This window comes from Variovorax sp. V35 (genome assembly GCF_041154465.1).
GTDB classification, from domain to species: domain Bacteria; phylum Pseudomonadota; class Gammaproteobacteria; order Burkholderiales; family Burkholderiaceae_C; genus Variovorax; species Variovorax boronicumulans.
Window position 1 is genome coordinate 591,281 of sequence record NZ_AP028666.1, and the last position, 16,513, is coordinate 607,793.

Below are 16,513 nucleotides of genomic sequence, written 5' to 3' on the forward strand. Positions count from 1 at the left end.
ATGGGAAATGAAATCGTCGTCACAGCGGCCCGAGGCCCGCGAGCGTCAGCTTGAAGCGCACCTGCACCTCGTTGCCGACCACCGAGGTGTCGGTCCATTCGCCGTCGCCCACCTTGTAGTCGAGCCGCTGGATCGTGAGCGTGCCCGTGGCGACCGAGTAGGCGCCGCCCGACGACACGATGCTCACGGGCACCGTCACGTACTTGCTGACGCCCTTGATGGTGAGCTTGCCGGCCATCTCGAAGCGGCCTTCGCCCAGCGCCTTGATGGCGCTCGAGCGGAAGCTGGCCTGCGGGAAATGCGCGGTGTCGAACCAGGTCGGCTTGGGCAGCTCGGCATCGCTCATGGGCACGCCGAAGCCGGCGCTGGCGGTGTCGATCTGCAGCACGACCGAGCCGCCCTCGGGCTTCTTCGGGTCGAAGGCGACCTGCGCGTCGAAGCGCTTGAAGCTGCCTTCCACCGGCACGCCCATCTGCTTGCTGACGAAGGCGATCTGGCTCTTCTCGGGCACCAGTTTGGCGGTGGTGGCCGGCAGGGGCTCGGCCGCGGCGTGCAGCGCGAGGCCGAAGAGGGCGGCGGTGCCCCACAAAAGACGGGTCGTCATCCGGCGGATTCCTTGCGTGGCGCGGGCCACATGCGTTGCAACAGACCGTCGTGGTCGATCCAGTGGTGCTTGAGCGCCGCCGCCACGTGCAGCAGCGTGACGCCGGCCAGCAGGAAGGCGCTGCGCTGGTGCAGCGGCTTGAGCACGGCCTCGGCGAAGTCCTTGTCGACCGCCACCAGGTCGGGCAGCGGCAGCAGGCTGAACCACACGACCGGCACGCCCATGCCCGAGCTGTAGGCCCAGCCGAACAGCGGGACCGCGAAGAACAGCAGGTACATCAGCGCATGGCTGATGCGGTGGGCGGCCCGCTGCCAGGCCGGCATGGCCGCCAGCACCCGCGCCGACAGCGGCGGCGGGCGGTGCGTGAGGCGCCACAGCAGCCGCAGCGCCGACAGCAGGAGAATGGTGATGCCGGCCCACTTGTGCCAGCTGTAGAGCTTCAGGCGCTGCGGCGAGAAGGGCAGGCCCGTCATGTAGAGCCCGACGCCGAGCGAGCCGACGATCATTGCCGCGAGCAGCCAGTGCAGGGCCATCGCGACCCGCCCGTAGCGGGGCTCGCGCAGGGCGGCGGCGCCAACGGCAGGAGCGGGAAGGGGTTCGACGGGCATCGGGGCAGGGGCGGCGGCGGCCTGTGCGCGGAGCATAGCTCGGAAGCGATGACACCGCAGCGGGGCCGGCCCCCGCCGGGAAGCACCGCGCGCTACGGCGATGACGGCGGTTGTTGCTGTTGCCGCTGCGCCCGCAGCAGCACGCGCCGCAGCGCGTCCGGCTGCACCGGCTTGCGCAGCGCATGCCAGCCGCGCGCGGCGGCCAGCTGCTGCGTGGCTTCGGTGATGTCGGCCGAGATCAGCGCGATCGTCAGCGAGGGCTTGCGCTGCGCCAGCCGCTCGGCCAGCGCAATGCCGTTGAACGCGCCGGGCAGGCGGATGTCGCACAGCGCTGCGTCGAGCGCGTCCAGGTCGGCCAGCGCGAGCGCCTCGGCGGCGCTGGCGTAGATGCGCGGCGCCACGTGCCAGTGCCGCAGCAGCGCCGAGAGGCTGTCGGCCACCACGATGTTGTCCTCGACCACCAGCACGGCGAGGCCGGGGCGCAGCTCGGCGTCGGCATCGGGCTCGTCCATCGTCACGGAGGGCGCGGGGGCCGGCACGGCCGCCGCACCGGGGCGGGCCGCCGGCAGCTCGAAGCTGAAGACCGAGCCCTTGCCCGGCGCCGAACGCAGCGCGACCTCGATGCCCAGCTGCCCCGCCAGCCGCCGCACGATCGCCAGCCCCAGGCCGTGGCCGTGCTGCAGGTTGCGCTCCACGTTGCCGACCTGCTCGAAGTCGTCGAACACGCGCGTCTGCGATTCGGCCGCGATGCCGATGCCGCTGTCGCGCACCTCGACGCGCCATGCGCGCCCGGTGTCGGTGTCGGGCCGGCGGCGCGCCCGCACGGCCAGCAGCACGCGCCCGCGCGGCGTGAACTTGAGGGCGTTGTCCAGCAGGTTGGAGAGCACGCGGCGCAGCGCCACCGCGTCGGTCCAGGCCACCGCCTCGGCCGGGCAGCGCACCGCGACACGGCCTTCGCCGGCCTGGCGTGCCAGCTCGTTCAGCAGCGGCGCCAGCGCCACCGCCGCCGGACGCAGCGGATCGACCGCGGCCTCGATGCGGCCGATCTCGAGCAGCTGGTTGGTCAGGCCCTCGAGCGCCTGCTGTGCGCGCGAGAGCGAGGCCACCGTGTGCTGCACGGCCGCGCTGTCGGTGCCGTGCTGCAGCTGCTGGCGCAGCACCTCGGCCTGCAACCCGATGGCCATCACCGGCTGGCGCAGGTCGTGGTTGGCCGCCGAGAAGAAGCGCAGCCGCTCGGCCTGGGCCTGCTCGGAGGCGCGCAGGCCGGCCAGCGCCTGTTCGCGCAGCGTGCGCTCGTTCAGGCGCAGGCCGATGTTCTCCTCGAGCTGGCGCGAATGGTCGGCCACCAGCTTCCACATCATCGCGGTCAGGCCGATGCCGATCACCGCGACGGCCATCATCACCGGCGCCCCGAGCCACAGGCCCGTGACGATCACCGGCGCCAGCAGCAGCGTGATGGCCAGCTGCGTGGCCGGCGTGTAGAACGACACCGAGAACGCCGACGACAGCGTCATGCCCATGAGGATGAGGCCCAGCAGCAGTTGCAGGTCGGGCCGCTCGGGGTTGAACAGCAGCCCGCCCGCCAGGCCGTGCGCCAGCTCCCAGATGGCCGTGCGCAGCGTGTGCTGGCGCTGCGCGGCGCGCAGGGTGGCGGGGGTGAAGGGCTCGGGCAGGCGCTGAGGAAAGAAGCCGCGCATCACCGTGACGCCGGTAACAAGCGCCAGCCACACCAGCGCGCGCACCGGCGAGAACTGCCAGGCGAAGAGCGCCGCCACGCCGCAGTTGAGCAGGTACTGCACCAGCAGCACCGGCCCGAGCGGGCGGATCGACAAGCGCAGCACTTCGCACTGGATCGCGAAGCGGTGGTCGCCGTCGCGGGCGTCTGCCGGGGGGGCCGCGGAGGCGGGGGTGGGCGTCATGGGCAAATCGACTATATAGAGAAGGCCCCAGCCCCGGCGACAATGGGGGCCCTTAGCGGGCTTCCCGATGGCCGACTTTCCGTGAACGATCTCTCATTTTTCCTGCCTTGCGCCGCCGGCGTCGAGGAATTCCTTGCCCAGGAGGTGCATGCCCTGACCGGCCGTGCCGGGCAGGACCTGCTCACCCTGCGCGGCGGCGTGCGCGTGCGCGCCGACTGGCGCGACGGTCTCAAGCTCAACCTGCACAGCCGGCTCGCGCAGCGCGTGCTGGTCGAACTGGCCCATGGGCCGTACCGCAACGAGAACGACCTGTACGCCATCGCCAACGGCGTGGCCTGGGAGATCTGGTTCACGCCCAAGCAGACCTTCAAGATCGAGACCACGGCCCAGCACAGCCCGCTGCAGAGCCTGAACTTCGCCACCCTGCGCATCAAGGACGCCGTGGCCGACCGCTTCCGCGCCAAGGCCAACGGCGTGCGCCCGAGCATCGAGACCCAGTGGCCCGACTGCCGCATCTTTGCGCACCTGACCACCGACAGCTGCACGCTGTACATCGACACCTCGGGCGAGCCGCTGTTCAAGCGCGGCTGGCGCCAGGACAAGGGCGACGCCCCGCTGAAGGAAACCCTGGCCGCCGCCATGCTGGCCGCCAGCGGCTGGTGGAACCCCGAGACCGGCGAGGTCGCCAAGGCCCCGCTGTACGACCCCTGCTGCGGCAGCGGCACCATCGCCATCGAGGCCGCACAGATCGCCAGCGGCATCGCGGCGGGCTCGCTGCGGCGCTTCGGCTTCGAGAAGCTGCTGCCGTTCCAGGCGCACGTCTGGGCGGCGATCAAGAATGAAGCCGCCAACGCGCAGCATGCGAGCGCCATCGCCGTCTTCGGCTCCGACGTGTCGCACCGCATGGTCGATTTTGCCGAGCGCAACGCCGAACGCGCGGGCGTGGCGGGCGCCATCGAGTTCCGCGGCGGCGACGCCCTGCAGCGCATGCCGCCGGCCGAGGGTGGCGTGATCATGCTCAACCCGCCGTACGGCGAGCGCATCGAGGTCGGTGGCGTGGCCCGCTTCGGCGCCCGCGAGGCCGCCCAGACCCCGGGCGACGGTGAAGGCGGCGACGGCGGCGACTTCTTTCCGCAGCTCGCCACCCACTGGAAGAAGAACTACGCGGGCTGGACCGCCTGGGTGCTCACGCCCGACCTGAAGCTGCCCAAGCAGATGCGCCTGAAGGAGTCGCGCCGCGTGCCGATGTGGAACGGCCCCATCGAATGCCGGCTGTTCCGTTTCGACATGGTGCGGGGCTCGAACCGGGCGGCGGCGCCAGACGCCTAGGACTGCAGCTTCAGGCCTGCAATGCCCAGGAAGATCAGCGCGATGCACACCAGCCGCAGCGGCGCCGCGCTCTCCTGGAAAAAGAAGATGCCGATCAGCGTGACGCCGATGGCGCCGATGCCGGTCCAGATCGCGTAGGCCGTCCCGACCGGCAGCGTCTTCATCGCGGCGGTGAGCAGCACGATGCTCGCCAGCGCGGCGCCCAGGCCCAGCGCACCGGCGCCGGGGCGCTCCCAGCCCGCCGCGGCCTTCAGCGCGAGGGCCATCACGATCTCCACCAGTCCGGCGGCAAGCAGAAGGAACCAGGCCATGGCGTTCGCTCCCTTCACAGCAGCTTGATGATGGCCACGCCGAGCAGCAGCACGGCCACGCCCGCCATGCGCAGGCCCGACACCGGGCGCTGCGGCAGCCGGAACCAGCCGTAGCGGTCGACGAACACCGACGCCACCTGCTGCCCCGCCACCGTCAGCCCGACCGCGGCCGCGGCGCCGATGGCCGGGATCGCCGTGAACACCGTCGTCACATAGGCCGCGCCCGCAAGACCGCCGAGCCAGCCCCACCACGGCATGCCGCGCAGCGCGGTGCCTTGCGGTGCCGTGGCCGCAGGCGCACGCCGGAACAGCGTGACCAGCAGCAGCGCCAGGGCCATCGCCAGCGTCGCCACGAAGAAGCTCACCGCCCCCACCGCGAACGGCGCGCCCAGGTCCTGCCGCAACAGGCCGTTGACCACGCCCTGCACCGGTAGCACCGCGCCGGCCAGCAGCGCCAGCACGATCCAGCCGGCCTTGCCCGCCAGCGCCTGGCGCAGGCTGCCGGCCTGCCCGGCGACGATGGCCCCGGCCCCGAGCAGCACGGCCAGCGTGCCGCCGGCCATGGCCGGTGTCAGCGCCTTCGGGGCCACGCCGAGCAGGCCGAAGGTGTCGAGCGCGAACGAGGCCAGCATCTGCCCCGCGATGAACAGGCCGACCGCCACCACCGCGCCCAGGCGCGGGAACAGCAGGATGGTCGAGACCACGTAGAAGGCGCTGGCCGTGCCGCCGATCACGTGCCACCACGGCACGCCCGGCAGGCCGGCCAGCGCCGTCAGCGTGCCGGTGGCGAGCGCCACCGCCAGCAGGGCCAGCGTGCCGACCGACAGCTGCAAGGTCGTGGCGGTGAAGGGGCTGCCCGTGGCCTTGGAGAGCTGGGCGTTGGCGCCGGCCTGCACCGCGAGCAGGCCTCCGGCGACGAGCGAGGCGGGAATGAAAAACGCGTCCATGGTGGGTCGACCTCCGTGTGGTGTGGATGCGGGGCGGGCGAATCGCGGCCCCTTGCGGACGACTGTAGGATCGGCACGTTTGCAAAGCCATTCGAAAAAATCGCATCCGGGGTATGCATAAATGCAGGACGCAGACTGGGATGACTTTCGCGTGTTCCTGGCCGTCGGCCAGGCCGGCTCGCTTTCCGGCGCCGCGCGCCAGCTGGGCGTGAACCACTCCACCGTGCTGCGGCGCCTGGGCGCGCTCGAAGCGCGCATGGCGGTGCGCCTGTTCGACCGCCTGCCCGCCGGCTACGCGATGACGCTGGCCGGCGAGGCGCTGCGCGAGCGCCTGCAGGGCGTGGGCGAGCAGATCGACGCCGCGCAGCGCCACCTCATGGGGCTCGACCTGCGGCTGACCGGCGTCATCCGCATCACCAGCACCGACACCTTCATGGCCGGGCTGCTCGGGCCGATCCTGGCGGACTTCCGGGCGCTGCACCCGGGCATCGAGCTGCAGGTGGTGATGAACAACCTCTTCCTGAGCCTCACCAAGCGCGAGGCCGACGTGGCGATCCGCCCGACCAACGCCCCGCCGGACCACCTGGTCGGGCGCCGGGCGGGGCGCCTGCAGACGGCGGTGTATGCGTCGAAGGCCTACCTCGCGAAGCACCCGGCGACGACTTCGTTGGCTGCGCACGACTGGGTCGCCCCCGACGAAGGCCTGTCGCACCTGCTGCAGGCGAAGTGGCTGCGCGAGCAGGTGCCGCCGGCGCGGATCGCGGCGCGCGTCGACAGCCTCGTCGGCATGACGCAGCTCGTGAAGCGCGGCCTGGGCCTGGGCATGCTCCTGTGCATGCTGGCCGACGCGGAAGACGAGCTGGTGCAGGTCGAGCCGCCGCGGGAGGCGCTGGACACGCAGGTCTGGGTGCTGACGCATCCCGACCTGAAGGAGGTCACGCGGATCAAGGCCTTCACCGACTTCGCCTACACGCGGCTCGTCGCCGACGCGAAGGTGCTGGCCATGCCCTCAGGGCGGCCGGCGGCCCGCTAGAAGCCCGGGCGCCGCATGGTGCAACATCGGCGATAGACAGATTTCACGCCACCCATGACCTTGCCTGCCTCCGACCTCGTCGTCATCGACACCAGCATCGCGCTGGACCTGCTGGTCTTCGAAGACCCGGCCTGGGCACCGCTGGTCGACGACCTCGCGCGCGGCGCGCTGCGCTGGCTGGCCACGCCCGCGATGCGCAGCGAACTGGAACGCGTGCTGGGCTACCCGCTGATCGCCCGGCGCATGGCGCAGCGGGAGCTGACGATTCCCGTCGTGCTTGCGGATTTCGATGCGCGCGTGCAGCTGGTGACCGAGGTGCCGGCGCGCGCGCCCTGCGTGTGCAGCGATCCGGACGACCAGGTGTTCATCGACCTGTCCGTGGCGCACGGGGCGCAGCTGTTCAGCAAGGACAAGGCGGTGCTGTCGATGAAGAAGCGGCTGGCGCTGCGCGGGGTGGCGGTGCGCTCGGCGCTGGCCTAGGCCACGCCGGTCCGTCTCAGGCCTTGTTCAGCTCGTACCACTGCCCCAGCAGGCGCGCGACGGCCCGCACGCGCTGCGTGTCCCGCCCCCAGCGCCGGCTGGCCGGCAGCTTCTGCGCCCACTTCATGCGCCGCGCCGCATTCGCGATGCGCTCGCGCACTTCCTCGTTCACGCTGCTCAGTGCCGCATGCCAGTGCTGGCCCGCGGCCTGCGGCGCGGCGGCCTCGAGCATCATGGCCGTGGAGTGCAGGTAGCTCAGCCAGTCGCGGGCCTGGCATTCGGCCAGGGTCATGACCTCGGAGGGGTCGTCCTCGAAATCGATGTAGCCGATCACGCCGTCGGGGCACTGCACGAGGTTGCGGTCGAAGGCCTGGCTCAGGTGCTGGCCGCACAGGTGCACGGCGGCGATGGCGGCCAGGCCCTCGCGCCACACGGCGAGCAGGGCGGCCGGGCCGGCGGCGGCCGCCTGGTCGATGCGCTCCTGCAGCACCACGGTGGCACGGCCGCTTTCGCCGAGGTCGGAAATCAGCAACCCGTCGGCCTGCTGCGCCAGCACGATCGGCACGCGCAGGCCCGCGGCGGCCAGTTGCTTGAGGCGCCGTGCCTCGGTGGCGATGGCGGCCTCGCCGCCCGGGTTGGGCACGGGCTTGATCACGTCGAGGCCGGCCAGTCGCGCGGCCAGCGCCATCACGCGGTAGCCCCACTTGCCGTGGCGCGGGCCGGCCTTCTTGAGCCAGACGCGTTCGCTGCCGAAGCGGTGGCTGGCCACGTTCTTGGCCTGCCTGGGCAGGGTGACGCGCAGGAACTCGGCGTAGTCGCCGGGCGCCGAACCCGGGGCGTCGTCGAGCGGCGCGGGCGCCGACGCGGCGCCCCGTTGGCTGTACAGGCGCGTCGCGGCGCCTCCTCGTCTCAGTGGATTCATGCGGCCATGGCGAAGCCCGGCGCCAGCAGCCCGTGCGGGCCCTGCGTCACGGGCTGGAAACTCTGTGCACTGGCCAGCGGCCAGTAGGTGCGGAAAACGGTGTGCTGGTTGTCCAGCGGCCCGAGCAGCGCGCCGGGCTGCACCTGCATCACCAGGTTGCTCAGCAGGCGCACCTCGGTGTCGGAGATGCGGCGCACGATGTGGTGCGCGGTGATCTGCTGCGGATGATCGAGGCCGGCGGCCTGCACCAGCTCCTGCAGCGCGTGCAGCGTGCTGCGATGGAAGTTGCGCACGCGGTCGGCCTTGGTCGGCACCACCAGCGCCTGCTGGCGCACCGGGTCCTGCGTGGTCACGCCCGTGGGGCAGTGGCCGGTGTGGCAGCTCTGGGCCTGGATGCAGCCCAGCGCCATCATGAAACCGCGCGCCGCGTTGCACCAGTCGGCGCCCAGCGCCATCATGCGCGCCACGTCGAAGGCGGTGATCACCTTGGCGGCGCAACCGATCTTGATGCGGTGGCGCAGGTTCACGCCGATCAGCGTGTTGTGCACCAGCAGCAGGCCTTCCTGCAGCGGCGCGCCCACGTGGTCGCTGAACTCGACCGGCGCCGCGCCCGTGCCGCCCTCGGCGCCGTCGACCACGATGAAGTCGGGCGTGATGCCGGTGGCCTGCATCGCCTTGACGATGCCGAACCATTCCCACGGGTGGCCCAGGCAGAATTTGAAGCCGGTCGGCTTGCCGCCCGAGAGCTCGCGCAGCTTCGCCACGAAATGCATCATCTCGGTCGGCGTGGAGAACGCGCTGTGCGACGAGGGCGAGACGCAGTCCACGCCCACCGGCACGCCGCGCGCCGCCGCGATCTCGGGCGTGACCTTGGCCGCCGGCAGCACGCCGCCGTGGCCCGGCTTGGCGCCCTGGCTGAGCTTGATCTCGATCATCTTCACCTGCGGGTCGCGCGCGTTGGCGGTGAAGCGCTCGGCGTTGAAGGTGCCGTCGTCGTTGCGGCAGCCGAAGTAGCCCGAGCCGATTTCCCAGATCAGGTCGCCGCCGTGCACGCGGTGGTGCTGCGAGATCGAGCCCTCGCCGGTGTCGTGCGCAAAGCCGCCCATCTGGGCGCCCTGGTTGAGCGCGAGGATGGCGTTGGCCGACAGCGCGCCGAAGCTCATTGCCGAGATGTTGAACACGCTCGCGCTGTAAGGCTGCGTGCAGACCTGCGCCGGGTTCGCATCGGCCGGCTGTGGCGTGCCACCGATCACGATGCGGAAGTCGTGGTTCGCCAGCTTGGTGGGCTGCATCGAGTGGTTGATCCACTCGTAGCCTGCGGCCGACACGTTCAGCTGCGTGCCGAAGGGCCGGTTGTCGGGCTCGCCCTTGGCGCGCTGGTACACCAGCGAGCGCTGGGCGCGCGAGAAGGGCGCGGCCTCGGCGTCGCTCTCGATGAAGTACTGGCGGATCTCGGGGCGGATGAACTCGAGCAAAAAGCGCAGGTGCCCGATGACCGGGTAGTTGCGCAGGATGGCGTGGCGAGCCTGGCGCAGGTCGTGCACGCCGGTGCCGGTGAGCACCGCGAAAGCGGCCAAGCCGATCCACGCGAGCCACAGGTGCGGCGAGGCCAGAACCAGCGCCAGGCAGGCGACCAGACCCAGCACACACAGGACGAACGCGCTGTAGCGTGCGGGAAACGGAATAATCGTGGGCATAGTCATCAGATGTCGGCTGGAGCCTGCTGCATCATAGAGGGCTGCCCCCAACCTGCCATGACTGCTGCCATGACGACCACACCCGACACCCCCGATACCCCTGACACCGCCCTGGCCGCCTCCTCGCAAGCGCTGGGCCCCGACGATTTCGACGCCCTCGACAGCGCGCTCGACGCCATGCGCGAGCACGACGAGGAAATTCCCCAGTGGGAGTTCTGCGAAGGCTTCATGGCCGCGCTGATCTGCACGCGCCGCCCCATCGACCCCACCGAATACTGGCCCGTGCTGCTGGGCGACCACTTCATGCCGGCCCAGCACATGGAGTTCGTCTGGAACTGGAAGCGCCGCTGGCGCGAGATCGAGGAGGGCCTGGACGCGCCCGTCGAATCGCTCGAGGACGAGCGCAGCTGGCAACCCGAGGTGCTCGACACGCGCGGCGCCATCGCCTCGCTGCCCGAGGAAGAGCGCGCCGAGATGGCCGCCGAAGAGATCCCTTCGTTCGCCCAGGTCTGGGCGCTGGGCTTCATGTATGCGGTCGAGAACTGGCCCGAAGACTGGGCCGCCCCGCGCGACAAGGAAGCCGCGCAGATGCTCGACGACGCGCTCGACAACATCGTCGCGCTGACCGAGGACGACACCGCCAAGCCCACGCTGTCGATGTACGACGAGAACGGCCCGCCCAGCGTGAGCCAGCAGCGCCTGGACGACTTCGGCGCCGCGATCTGGGCGGTGTACGACCTGCGCCAGCTCTGGAAGAGCCTGGGCCCGAAGGTCGAGACGATCCGCAAGGAGGCCACGCCCGGTCGCAACGATCCCTGCCCTTGCGGCAGCGGCAAGAAGTACAAGAAGTGCCACGGTGAGTGACTGGGTTGAGTCCCAGGCGTCCCGGACGGCTTGCCGTTCAGGGCGCGCTCCCGCCGACGGGGTACCTTGCTCCGCGAATGTCCCCCGGCCTTCGGCCTCCTCCTTGATTTCGCTGCGCAAGGCACCCCATCGGCGTGAGCGTTGGGCAGTGCGGTCGTTGATCGGCCGCGAACCAGCGGCGTGCCCTCGTGCGCAGGGCATTGGGTGCTCCCCGCAGCGAAATCAAGGAGGAGCCGAAGGCGGGGGACATTCGCGGAGGGGAGTACCCGATGTCCTGTGCACGCGCCCTGAATCACAGCAAGAACACTGACGCCTCATGAGCCCCACGCCTGCAGCACAGCCCCTGACACCCCGAGCCGCCTGGGTCATGGTCCTCGCCCTCTGCGCAGGGGTTGCGCTCAGCCAGGCCTTCCGCACCGTCGGCGCCATCATGGCGAGCCCGCTGCAGTCGGACTTTCATCTTTCCGCCCAGGCCCTCGGCATCTTCTCGGGCGCCTTCCACTTCGCGTTCGGCGCGATGCAGCTCTTCATGGGCATCGGCATCGACCTGCACGGCGTGCGCCGCACCGTGCTCGTGGCCTTTCCCGTGGCGATCGCGGGTGCGCTGCTGTCGGCCGTGTCGCCGAACTACCTCGTGCTGGTGGCCGGGCAGGCGCTGATCGGCGTCGGCTGCGCGCCGGCCTTCCTCGTGTGCACGGTGTTCATCGCGCGGCACTTTCCGGCCGCGCGTTTCGCCACCGTGTCGGGCCTGGTGCTGGCCATCGGCGGCCTGGGCATGCTGGCCACCGGCACGCCGCTCGCGTGGCTGGTGCAGGCGTACTCGTGGCGCGCAGGCTTCCTGGTGCTCGCGCTGGCGTCTGCCTTGGCCTGGCTCGCGATCTGGCGCTGGGTGCACGAGCCCGCGTCGGCCGTGCCGCAGAAGAAAGAGTCGATTCCCGAAGCCGTGCGCCAGTTCGGCGCGCTGTTCGCCATGCCGCACACGCTGGGCATCATGGTGCTGGGCGCGGTGACGTATGCGGCCTTCATCTCGCTGCGCGGGCTGTGGCTGGGGCCGCTGATGATGGAACGCCACGGCTACTCGCTGGTGCAAAGCGGCAACGTCGCGCTCGCCGTGTCGGTGATCGCGCTCTTCGGTTCGCCGCTGTTCGGCCGCTTCGATCGCGACGGCGCCGCGCGCCGCCGCTGGATCGTGGCTTACGGCCTTCTCTACGCAGGCCTGTTCGCGCTCATCGCCGTGGTGCATTCCGCGTGGCTGGACATCGCGGGCATGGTGCTCATCGGCGTGCTCTCGGGCTTCATCGTCTGGCAGTACGCCGACGTGCGCGTGGCCTACCCGGCCGCGCTCACGGGCCGCGCGATGGCCGTCTTCACCATGGCGATGTTCCTGGGTGTCGCGTTCATGCAGTGGGGCACGGGCGTGGCGGCCTCGGTGGCCGCGGCGCACGGCGGCGATCCGCTGACCGCCGTGCTGGCGGTCATTGCGGCGCTGCTGGTGGTCGGCATCGCGGCCTTCGCGTGGCTGCCCGCGCCGAAGGCGGCCTCCGTCAGATCTTGAAGGCGCGCTGGATGTCCGGCCGGACCAGGTCGGCGTACTCGCGGTGCTTGCGGATGTAGCCCGCGATGAACTGGCACACCGGAATCACATGCCGCCCGGCGGCGCGCGCCTCGTCGAGCACGTGCCTCGCAATGCCCGAGCCCACGCCCTTGCCTTCATGCTCGGGCAGCACCTCGGTGTGCGTGAACATGATCGCGTCGGTCAGCAGGTTGTACTCGGCATAGGCCGCGAGCTTGCCGTCGAGCGCGGCTTCGTAGCGGTGCTGCGCTTCGTTGTTCGTGAAGGTGAGGGCGGTCGAGGAAGAAGTGGTCATGAGGGTTGGCGTGCAAGAAAAGTGGCGAGGTTGGCGGCGGCGGTGGCGCGCACCTTGTTGCGCAGCATCGGCGTCCAGCCCAGCAGCAGGCCCGGCGTGCCCAGCGCCTGCCGCGACCAGGTCCAGAACGGAAAGCTGTCGCGGTGCGTGGCGATCAGGCCGTCGGGCGTGAAGGTGAAGCGCGCGTCGATGCTGTTGTCGACCAGGCGGCCGGTGGCGCTGAAGCGGTAGTGGGCGTCCCAGTGCGCGCTGCCCGTGCGGGCGTCGGCCTGCACGTCGCGCCAGCTCAGGCGCCACACGTCGGCGCCCTTGGCCTTCGTGGCGTCGCAGAGCATGCGCCACATGCCGCCGATCTCGCGCCGGCCGCGCAGCGAAAAGGCCTCGTCGTCGAACACCGCGTCGGGCGCGTAGCAGGCGGCCATGGTGGCGGCGTCGAGTTGCGAGAACGCGCTGTAGAAGCGCTCGATGGTCGGGGCGTGGGTGGCAGCGGTCATGGGGCCTCGGGATGGGTGGTGCCGGATCATCGCCGGGATGCGCCGTGCAAGGAAGTGCATGGGTGATTCCGGGTGTCCCGCATTAACATGCGCCCCGATGCCGGTCCTTGCAGGGCCGGCGCCCTGGCGGTGGGTGCAGAAAAAATAGTCCAACAGTCGCCCCCGCCCCGCGCACACAACCCAAGGGGACGCATCCATGGCCGAGGTGATCAACGACTGGCAGTTCGTCGAGGCCGTCATGGCCGCCCGCACGCTCGAGGAGGTCGCGCAGGTCAACCGCCGCGCGATGCGGGCGATGGGCTTCAACCACGGCGCCTACGTGCTCAAGCGCCCGGTGCCCGCGCCCCGTGCCGACACCCCCGCGCAGGACGCGCTGCTGTTCTTCCACGAGCTGCCCCCCGATTGGGCCCGCAGCCGCTACGAGTCGCTGCGCAGCAGCGCCGGCGAGCAGGCCGACGCCCGCGTGCAGCATGTGCGCGCCGGCATGCCGGCCACCGCGTGGAGCTGGCTCGGGCAGGTCAGCCACACGCGCGCCGACATCGGGCAGCGCGCCCGCGGCCTGCTGCGCAGCGCCGGCGAGCACGGGCTGAAGGCGGGGCTGACCGTGCCGCTGTGGACGCCGGGCATCGACTGGGCCTTCATGACCCTGACCACCGACGCCACCGCCGACCTGCGCGAACTGCGTGCGACGTTGGCGCCGATGAACTACTTCGCCTCCTGCCTGCATTCGACCGTGCGCCGGCTGCAGGGCGACGCGAAGGTGCCGGTGCTGAGCGCGCGCCAGCGCGAGGTGCTGCACTGGGTGGCCGTGGGCAAGTCGACCTGGGAGATCTCCGAGATCCTGCACATCAGCGAGCGCACCGTGTACTTCCACCTCGTGGGCGCCGCCCGCAAGCTCGACACGCAGGGCCGCACCGCCACCTGCGCGCGGGCCCTGGCGCTCGGCCTGCTCACACCCTGAGCCGGCCCACCTACCCCTGTCGGAAACGACAGGGGGCTGCGTGGCGCCGCGCGGCGCGGTGCTGCAATCGGCCACGGGCAGGCCGTGTGTCACGCGCCCGATGCTTCAACCGATCGAGCCCATGAGAGAACGCAGAAATTTCGTGCGCCTGCTGGGCGGCGGCCTCGCGCTGGCGGCGGGCGCCACGGCCCTGGCCACCTGGTGGCTCCACGCCGACGTGCCGGCCGCCGCCTTCGAGATCTGGAACGGCCCGGGCGACGAGCCCGACGTGCGCAAGCGCGCCGTCGCCTATGCCGTCACCGCGCCCACGGCCTACAACGGCCAGCCCTGGCGGGTCGACCTGCGCGAGCCCGACGCCATCGTGCTGCACGCCGACCGTGCCCGCGTGCAGCCCGCCACCGACCCCTTCGGCCGCCAGATGATGATCGGCCACGGCGCGTTCATCGAGCTGCTGGTGATGGCGCTGGTCCAGCAGGGCGTGCAGGCGCGCGTGCAGCTGTGGCCGCAGGGCGAACTGGTGGGTGATGCGCCGCAGCAGTGGCCCGACCTGCCGGTGGCGCGCCTCACGCTGTCGCGCGGCGGCACGCCCGATCCGCTGTTCGCGCAGGTGCTGCGCCGGCGCACGCCCAAGCAGCGCTTCGACACCGGGCGCGCGGTGTCGGCCGACATGCTGCAGGGGCTCACCGCGGCCGTGGCTTCGGCTTCAAGCGGGGGCGTGCAATCGGCGGGCACGGTCGACATGGCCCGCGTGCTGCCGCTGCGCAAGCTGTGTGCGGCGGCGGCGCGCGTGGAGCTGGTCACGCCCCACACCGCGCGCGAGAACCTGCGCCTGCTGCGCATCGGGCCGCAGGAAATCCTGGCGCACCGCGACGGCTTCTCGCTCAACGACCCGGCGCTGCGCATGGCGGTCGCGCTGGGGCGCTTCGACCGCGAGGTGCCGGCCGCCGAAGACAGCCTCTCCTTTCGGCAGACGCTGCGGATGTTCGAGGACCAGGCCCACACGGCGATGGGCTTCGTCTGGATCAGCACCGGCGGCAACAGCCGCAGCGAGCAGATCGCCGCGGGCCGCGCCTACGTGCGCCAGCAGCTGCGCGCCACCGACCTGGGCCTGGGCATGCAGCCGATGAGCCAGCCGCTCGAGGAGTTTGCGGAGATGGCGCCGCACCACGCGGCGGTGCACGACATGCTGATCGGCGCCGCGCCGTCGCGCCATGCGCGCAGCCCGACCGTGCAGATGATGTGCCGCCTGGGCTTTCCGACGGCGCCGGTGCCGCCCGCGCCGCGCCGGCCGGTCGGCGATTTCATGCAGGCCTGAACAGCCCGCGCGCGATCAGCGCGCCAGCAGCTGGACCAGCGTCTGCAGCGCGTAGTGCACCGTCGCCGCACGCACCGTGGCGCGGTCGCCGTCGAAGCGGCGGCGCTCGGTGCGCACCTGCCCGTCGACCGACCAGCCGAACCACACGGTGCCCACCGGCTTGTCGGGAGAGCCACCCGCGGGGCCGGCCACGCCGGTCACGGCCACGGCCGCGCGCGCCGGGGCGCCGCGGGCAATGGCACCCTCGGCCATCGCGCGCGCCACGGGCTCGCTCACGGCGCCGTGGGCCTCGATGAGTGCGGCGTCCACGCCCAGCATCTCGGTCTTGGCGGCGTTCGAGTAGGTGACGAAGCCGCGCTCGAACCACACGCTGGAGCCCGCCAGGTCGGTGCAGGCGCCGGCGATCAGGCCGCCGGTGCAGCTTTCGGCGGTGGCCATCATCCAGCCCCGGGCTTGCAGCCGTTCGGCCAGCGTCGCGACGAGCGCGGGCACATCCTGTTCGGCCAAGGCGGGGGAAGCAGAAGGTTCCATCGGGTTCACCATGCGCGCCACAGCGCAATGACCAGCAGCGTGCAGAAGGCCGCCACGAGGTCGTCCAGAAGAATGCCGAAGCCGGCGCGCCACCACTGCACCCGCGCGGGGTCGCGCGGCTTGAAGGCGGCGTCGGCCCAGCCCACCGGGCCGGGCTTGGCGGCGTCGAAGTAACGGAACAGCGCAAAGGCCACGACCTGTGCCCACAGGCCGGCCGGCGTCACCAGCCAGAGCACGAGCCAGAAGGCGACGACCTCGTCCCACACGATGGCGCCGGGGTCGGACACGTTCATGTTGCGCGCAGCGACCGTGCAGGCCCACCAGCCGATCGGCAGGCCGGCCAGAATGATCCAGCCGATGGTCGCGGGCGTGAACCACAGCTGCATCACCACGAACGCGGCCCAGGCCCACAGCGTGCCCACGGTGCCCGGCGCGAAGGGCGACAGCCCCGAGCCGAAGCCCAGCGCGATGAAGTGCGCGGGGTGCGAGAGCAGGAAACGCAGGGTGGGGCGACGCATCGGGGGACGGGGCAGGGCGCCGGTGGTGGCGGAAGAGGAATCCATCGAGGAAGAAGGGGAAGAAGAAACGGCGTGCATCGGTTTCGAAGTGTCGCGCATCCTGTACGACGGC

General features: G+C 71.3%; 18 protein-coding genes. 7 read left to right on the forward strand and 11 right to left on the reverse strand.

The window, feature by feature from the left end; translation table 11 throughout:
* Nucleotides 1–19: 19 nt before the first annotated feature.
* From ACAM42_RS02725 to ACAM42_RS02735, 3 genes are all read right to left on the reverse strand, one after another.
* On the reverse strand, nt 20–604 hold the full coding sequence (locus ACAM42_RS02725) for a YceI family protein (protein WP_095949693.1): 585 nt from the start codon (nt 602–604) through the stop codon (nt 20–22).
* The gene (locus ACAM42_RS02730) at nt 601–1,212 is read right to left on the reverse strand and encodes a cytochrome b (protein WP_369631032.1); all 612 of its coding nucleotides are present in this window, start codon (nt 1,210–1,212) and stop codon (nt 601–603) included. The genes ACAM42_RS02725 and ACAM42_RS02730 overlap by 4 nt, the downstream gene beginning before the upstream one ends.
* Before the next feature lie 92 nt (nt 1,213–1,304).
* Complete coding sequence (locus ACAM42_RS02735) at nt 1,305–3,131, reverse strand: ATP-binding protein (protein ID WP_369631033.1); 1,827 nt, start codon at nt 3,129–3,131, stop codon at nt 1,305–1,307.
* An 81-nt stretch (nt 3,132–3,212) separates the two neighbouring features.
* Between ACAM42_RS02735 and ACAM42_RS02740 the strand changes: the two genes are divergently transcribed.
* On the forward strand, nt 3,213–4,460 hold the full coding sequence (locus ACAM42_RS02740) for a class I SAM-dependent RNA methyltransferase (protein ID WP_369631034.1): 1,248 nt from the start codon (nt 3,213–3,215) through the stop codon (nt 4,458–4,460).
* Here ACAM42_RS02740 and ACAM42_RS02745 read toward each other — a convergent pair.
* Entirely contained in the window at nt 4,457–4,771 is a 315-nt protein-coding gene (locus ACAM42_RS02745) for a multidrug efflux SMR transporter (protein WP_062480310.1), read from the reverse strand. The genes ACAM42_RS02740 and ACAM42_RS02745 overlap by 4 nt on opposite strands.
* Nucleotides 4,772–4,785: 14 nt before the next feature.
* Complete coding sequence (locus ACAM42_RS02750; RefSeq protein ID WP_070063742.1) at nt 4,786–5,718, reverse strand: DMT family transporter; 933 nt, start codon at nt 5,716–5,718, stop codon at nt 4,786–4,788.
* Nucleotides 5,719–5,839: 121 nt separating this feature from the next.
* Here ACAM42_RS02750 and ACAM42_RS02755 point away from each other — a divergent pair, with 121 nt between their 5' ends.
* Complete coding sequence (locus ACAM42_RS02755) at nt 5,840–6,751, forward strand: LysR family transcriptional regulator (RefSeq protein WP_369631035.1); 912 nt, start codon at nt 5,840–5,842, stop codon at nt 6,749–6,751.
* Nucleotides 6,752–6,805: 54 nt separating this feature from the next.
* Nucleotides 6,806–7,231, forward strand: coding sequence for a putative toxin-antitoxin system toxin component, PIN family (locus ACAM42_RS02760; RefSeq protein WP_369631036.1), 426 nt, complete (start codon nt 6,806–6,808; stop codon nt 7,229–7,231).
* Between the two features lie 16 nt (nt 7,232–7,247).
* On the opposite strand, the gene ACAM42_RS02765 is transcribed toward ACAM42_RS02760, so the two are convergent.
* Both ACAM42_RS02765 and ACAM42_RS02770 read right to left on the reverse strand, forming a co-directional pair.
* Nucleotides 7,248–8,153: a hypothetical protein gene (locus tag ACAM42_RS02765; protein WP_062480302.1), complete on the reverse strand. Its 906-nt coding sequence runs from the start codon at nt 8,151–8,153 to the stop codon at nt 7,248–7,250.
* Nucleotides 8,150–9,850 carry an FMN-binding glutamate synthase family protein gene (locus ACAM42_RS02770; RefSeq protein WP_369631037.1) on the reverse strand — a complete coding sequence of 567 codons (1,701 nt, stop codon included), beginning with the start codon at nt 9,848–9,850 and terminating at the stop codon, nt 8,150–8,152. The genes ACAM42_RS02765 and ACAM42_RS02770 overlap by 4 nt, the downstream gene beginning before the upstream one ends.
* 69 nt (nt 9,851–9,919) lie before the next feature.
* Here ACAM42_RS02770 and ACAM42_RS02775 point away from each other — a divergent pair, with 69 nt between their 5' ends.
* Together ACAM42_RS02775 and ACAM42_RS02780 are read left to right on the forward strand one after the other, a co-directional pair.
* Nucleotides 9,920–10,714, forward strand: a complete 795-nt coding sequence (locus ACAM42_RS02775) for a UPF0149 family protein (protein ID WP_369631038.1) — start codon at nt 9,920–9,922, stop codon at nt 10,712–10,714.
* Between the two features lie 367 nt (nt 10,715–11,081).
* The gene (locus tag ACAM42_RS02780; protein WP_369631039.1) at nt 11,082–12,269 is read left to right on the forward strand and encodes a nitrate/nitrite transporter; all 1,188 of its coding nucleotides are present in this window, start codon (nt 11,082–11,084) and stop codon (nt 12,267–12,269) included.
* Here ACAM42_RS02780 and ACAM42_RS02785 read toward each other — a convergent pair.
* Nucleotides 12,259–12,582 carry a GNAT family N-acetyltransferase gene (locus ACAM42_RS02785; RefSeq protein ID WP_070063748.1) on the reverse strand — a complete coding sequence of 108 codons (324 nt, stop codon included), beginning with the start codon at nt 12,580–12,582 and terminating at the stop codon, nt 12,259–12,261. The two genes, ACAM42_RS02780 and ACAM42_RS02785, sit on opposite strands and share 11 nt — an antisense overlap.
* Nucleotides 12,579–13,076 carry a nuclear transport factor 2 family protein gene (locus ACAM42_RS02790; RefSeq protein WP_369631040.1) on the reverse strand — a complete coding sequence of 166 codons (498 nt, stop codon included), beginning with the start codon at nt 13,074–13,076 and terminating at the stop codon, nt 12,579–12,581. Before ACAM42_RS02790 ends, ACAM42_RS02785 begins: the two co-directional genes overlap by 4 nt.
* Before the next feature lie 196 nt (nt 13,077–13,272).
* On the opposite strand from ACAM42_RS02790, the gene ACAM42_RS02795 reads away from it, so the two are divergent.
* Entirely contained in the window at nt 13,273–14,037 is a 765-nt protein-coding gene (locus ACAM42_RS02795) for a LuxR C-terminal-related transcriptional regulator (protein WP_369631041.1), read from the forward strand.
* Nucleotides 14,038–14,158: 121 nt separating this feature from the next.
* Nucleotides 14,159–15,352 carry a twin-arginine translocation pathway signal protein gene (locus tag ACAM42_RS02800; RefSeq protein WP_369631042.1) on the forward strand — a complete coding sequence of 398 codons (1,194 nt, stop codon included), beginning with the start codon at nt 14,159–14,161 and terminating at the stop codon, nt 15,350–15,352.
* 15 nt (nt 15,353–15,367) lie between these two features.
* Here the strand turns inward: ACAM42_RS02800 and ACAM42_RS02805 are convergent, their stop codons facing one another.
* Together ACAM42_RS02805 and ACAM42_RS02810 are read right to left on the reverse strand one after the other, a co-directional pair.
* A complete protein-coding gene (locus ACAM42_RS02805; RefSeq protein WP_095747412.1) occupies nt 15,368–15,895 on the reverse strand; it encodes a CinA family protein in 528 nt (175 codons plus the stop codon).
* Nucleotides 15,889–16,446: a phosphatidylglycerophosphatase A gene (locus tag ACAM42_RS02810; RefSeq protein ID WP_354347969.1), complete on the reverse strand. Its 558-nt coding sequence runs from the start codon at nt 16,444–16,446 to the stop codon at nt 15,889–15,891. Before ACAM42_RS02810 ends, ACAM42_RS02805 begins: the two co-directional genes overlap by 7 nt.
* Between the last annotated feature and the right edge of the window lie 67 nt (nt 16,447–16,513).

Coding starts and splice junctions, on each gene's coding strand:
- ACAM42_RS02725 (WP_095949693.1), bottom strand. CDS start 604: ATGACGACCCGTCTTTTGTGGGGCACCGCCGCCCTCTTCGGCCTCGCG.
- ACAM42_RS02730 (WP_369631032.1), bottom strand. CDS start 1,212: ATGCCCGTCGAACCCCTTCCCGCTCCTGCCGTTGGCGCCGCCGCCCTG.
- ACAM42_RS02735 (WP_369631033.1), bottom strand. CDS start 3,131: ATGACGCCCACCCCCGCCTCCGCGGCCCCCCCGGCAGACGCCCGCGAC.
- ACAM42_RS02745 (WP_062480310.1), bottom strand. CDS start 4,771: ATGGCCTGGTTCCTTCTGCTTGCCGCCGGACTGGTGGAGATCGTGATG.
- ACAM42_RS02750 (WP_070063742.1), bottom strand. CDS start 5,718: ATGGACGCGTTTTTCATTCCCGCCTCGCTCGTCGCCGGAGGCCTGCTC.
- ACAM42_RS02755 (WP_369631035.1), top strand. CDS start 5,840: ATGCAGGACGCAGACTGGGATGACTTTCGCGTGTTCCTGGCCGTCGGC.
- ACAM42_RS02760 (WP_369631036.1), top strand. CDS start 6,806: ATGACCTTGCCTGCCTCCGACCTCGTCGTCATCGACACCAGCATCGCG.
- ACAM42_RS02765 (WP_062480302.1), bottom strand. CDS start 8,153: ATGAATCCACTGAGACGAGGAGGCGCCGCGACGCGCCTGTACAGCCAA.
- ACAM42_RS02770 (WP_369631037.1), bottom strand. CDS start 9,850: ATGCCCACGATTATTCCGTTTCCCGCACGCTACAGCGCGTTCGTCCTG.
- ACAM42_RS02775 (WP_369631038.1), top strand. CDS start 9,920: ATGACGACCACACCCGACACCCCCGATACCCCTGACACCGCCCTGGCC.
- ACAM42_RS02780 (WP_369631039.1), top strand. CDS start 11,082: ATGGTCCTCGCCCTCTGCGCAGGGGTTGCGCTCAGCCAGGCCTTCCGC.
- ACAM42_RS02785 (WP_070063748.1), bottom strand. CDS start 12,582: ATGACCACTTCTTCCTCGACCGCCCTCACCTTCACGAACAACGAAGCG.
- ACAM42_RS02790 (WP_369631040.1), bottom strand. CDS start 13,076: ATGACCGCTGCCACCCACGCCCCGACCATCGAGCGCTTCTACAGCGCG.
- ACAM42_RS02795 (WP_369631041.1), top strand. CDS start 13,273: ATGGCCGAGGTGATCAACGACTGGCAGTTCGTCGAGGCCGTCATGGCC.
- ACAM42_RS02800 (WP_369631042.1), top strand. CDS start 14,159: ATGAGAGAACGCAGAAATTTCGTGCGCCTGCTGGGCGGCGGCCTCGCG.
- ACAM42_RS02805 (WP_095747412.1), bottom strand. CDS start 15,895: ATGGTGAACCCGATGGAACCTTCTGCTTCCCCCGCCTTGGCCGAACAG.
- ACAM42_RS02810 (WP_354347969.1), bottom strand. CDS start 16,446: ATGGATTCCTCTTCCGCCACCACCGGCGCCCTGCCCCGTCCCCCGATG.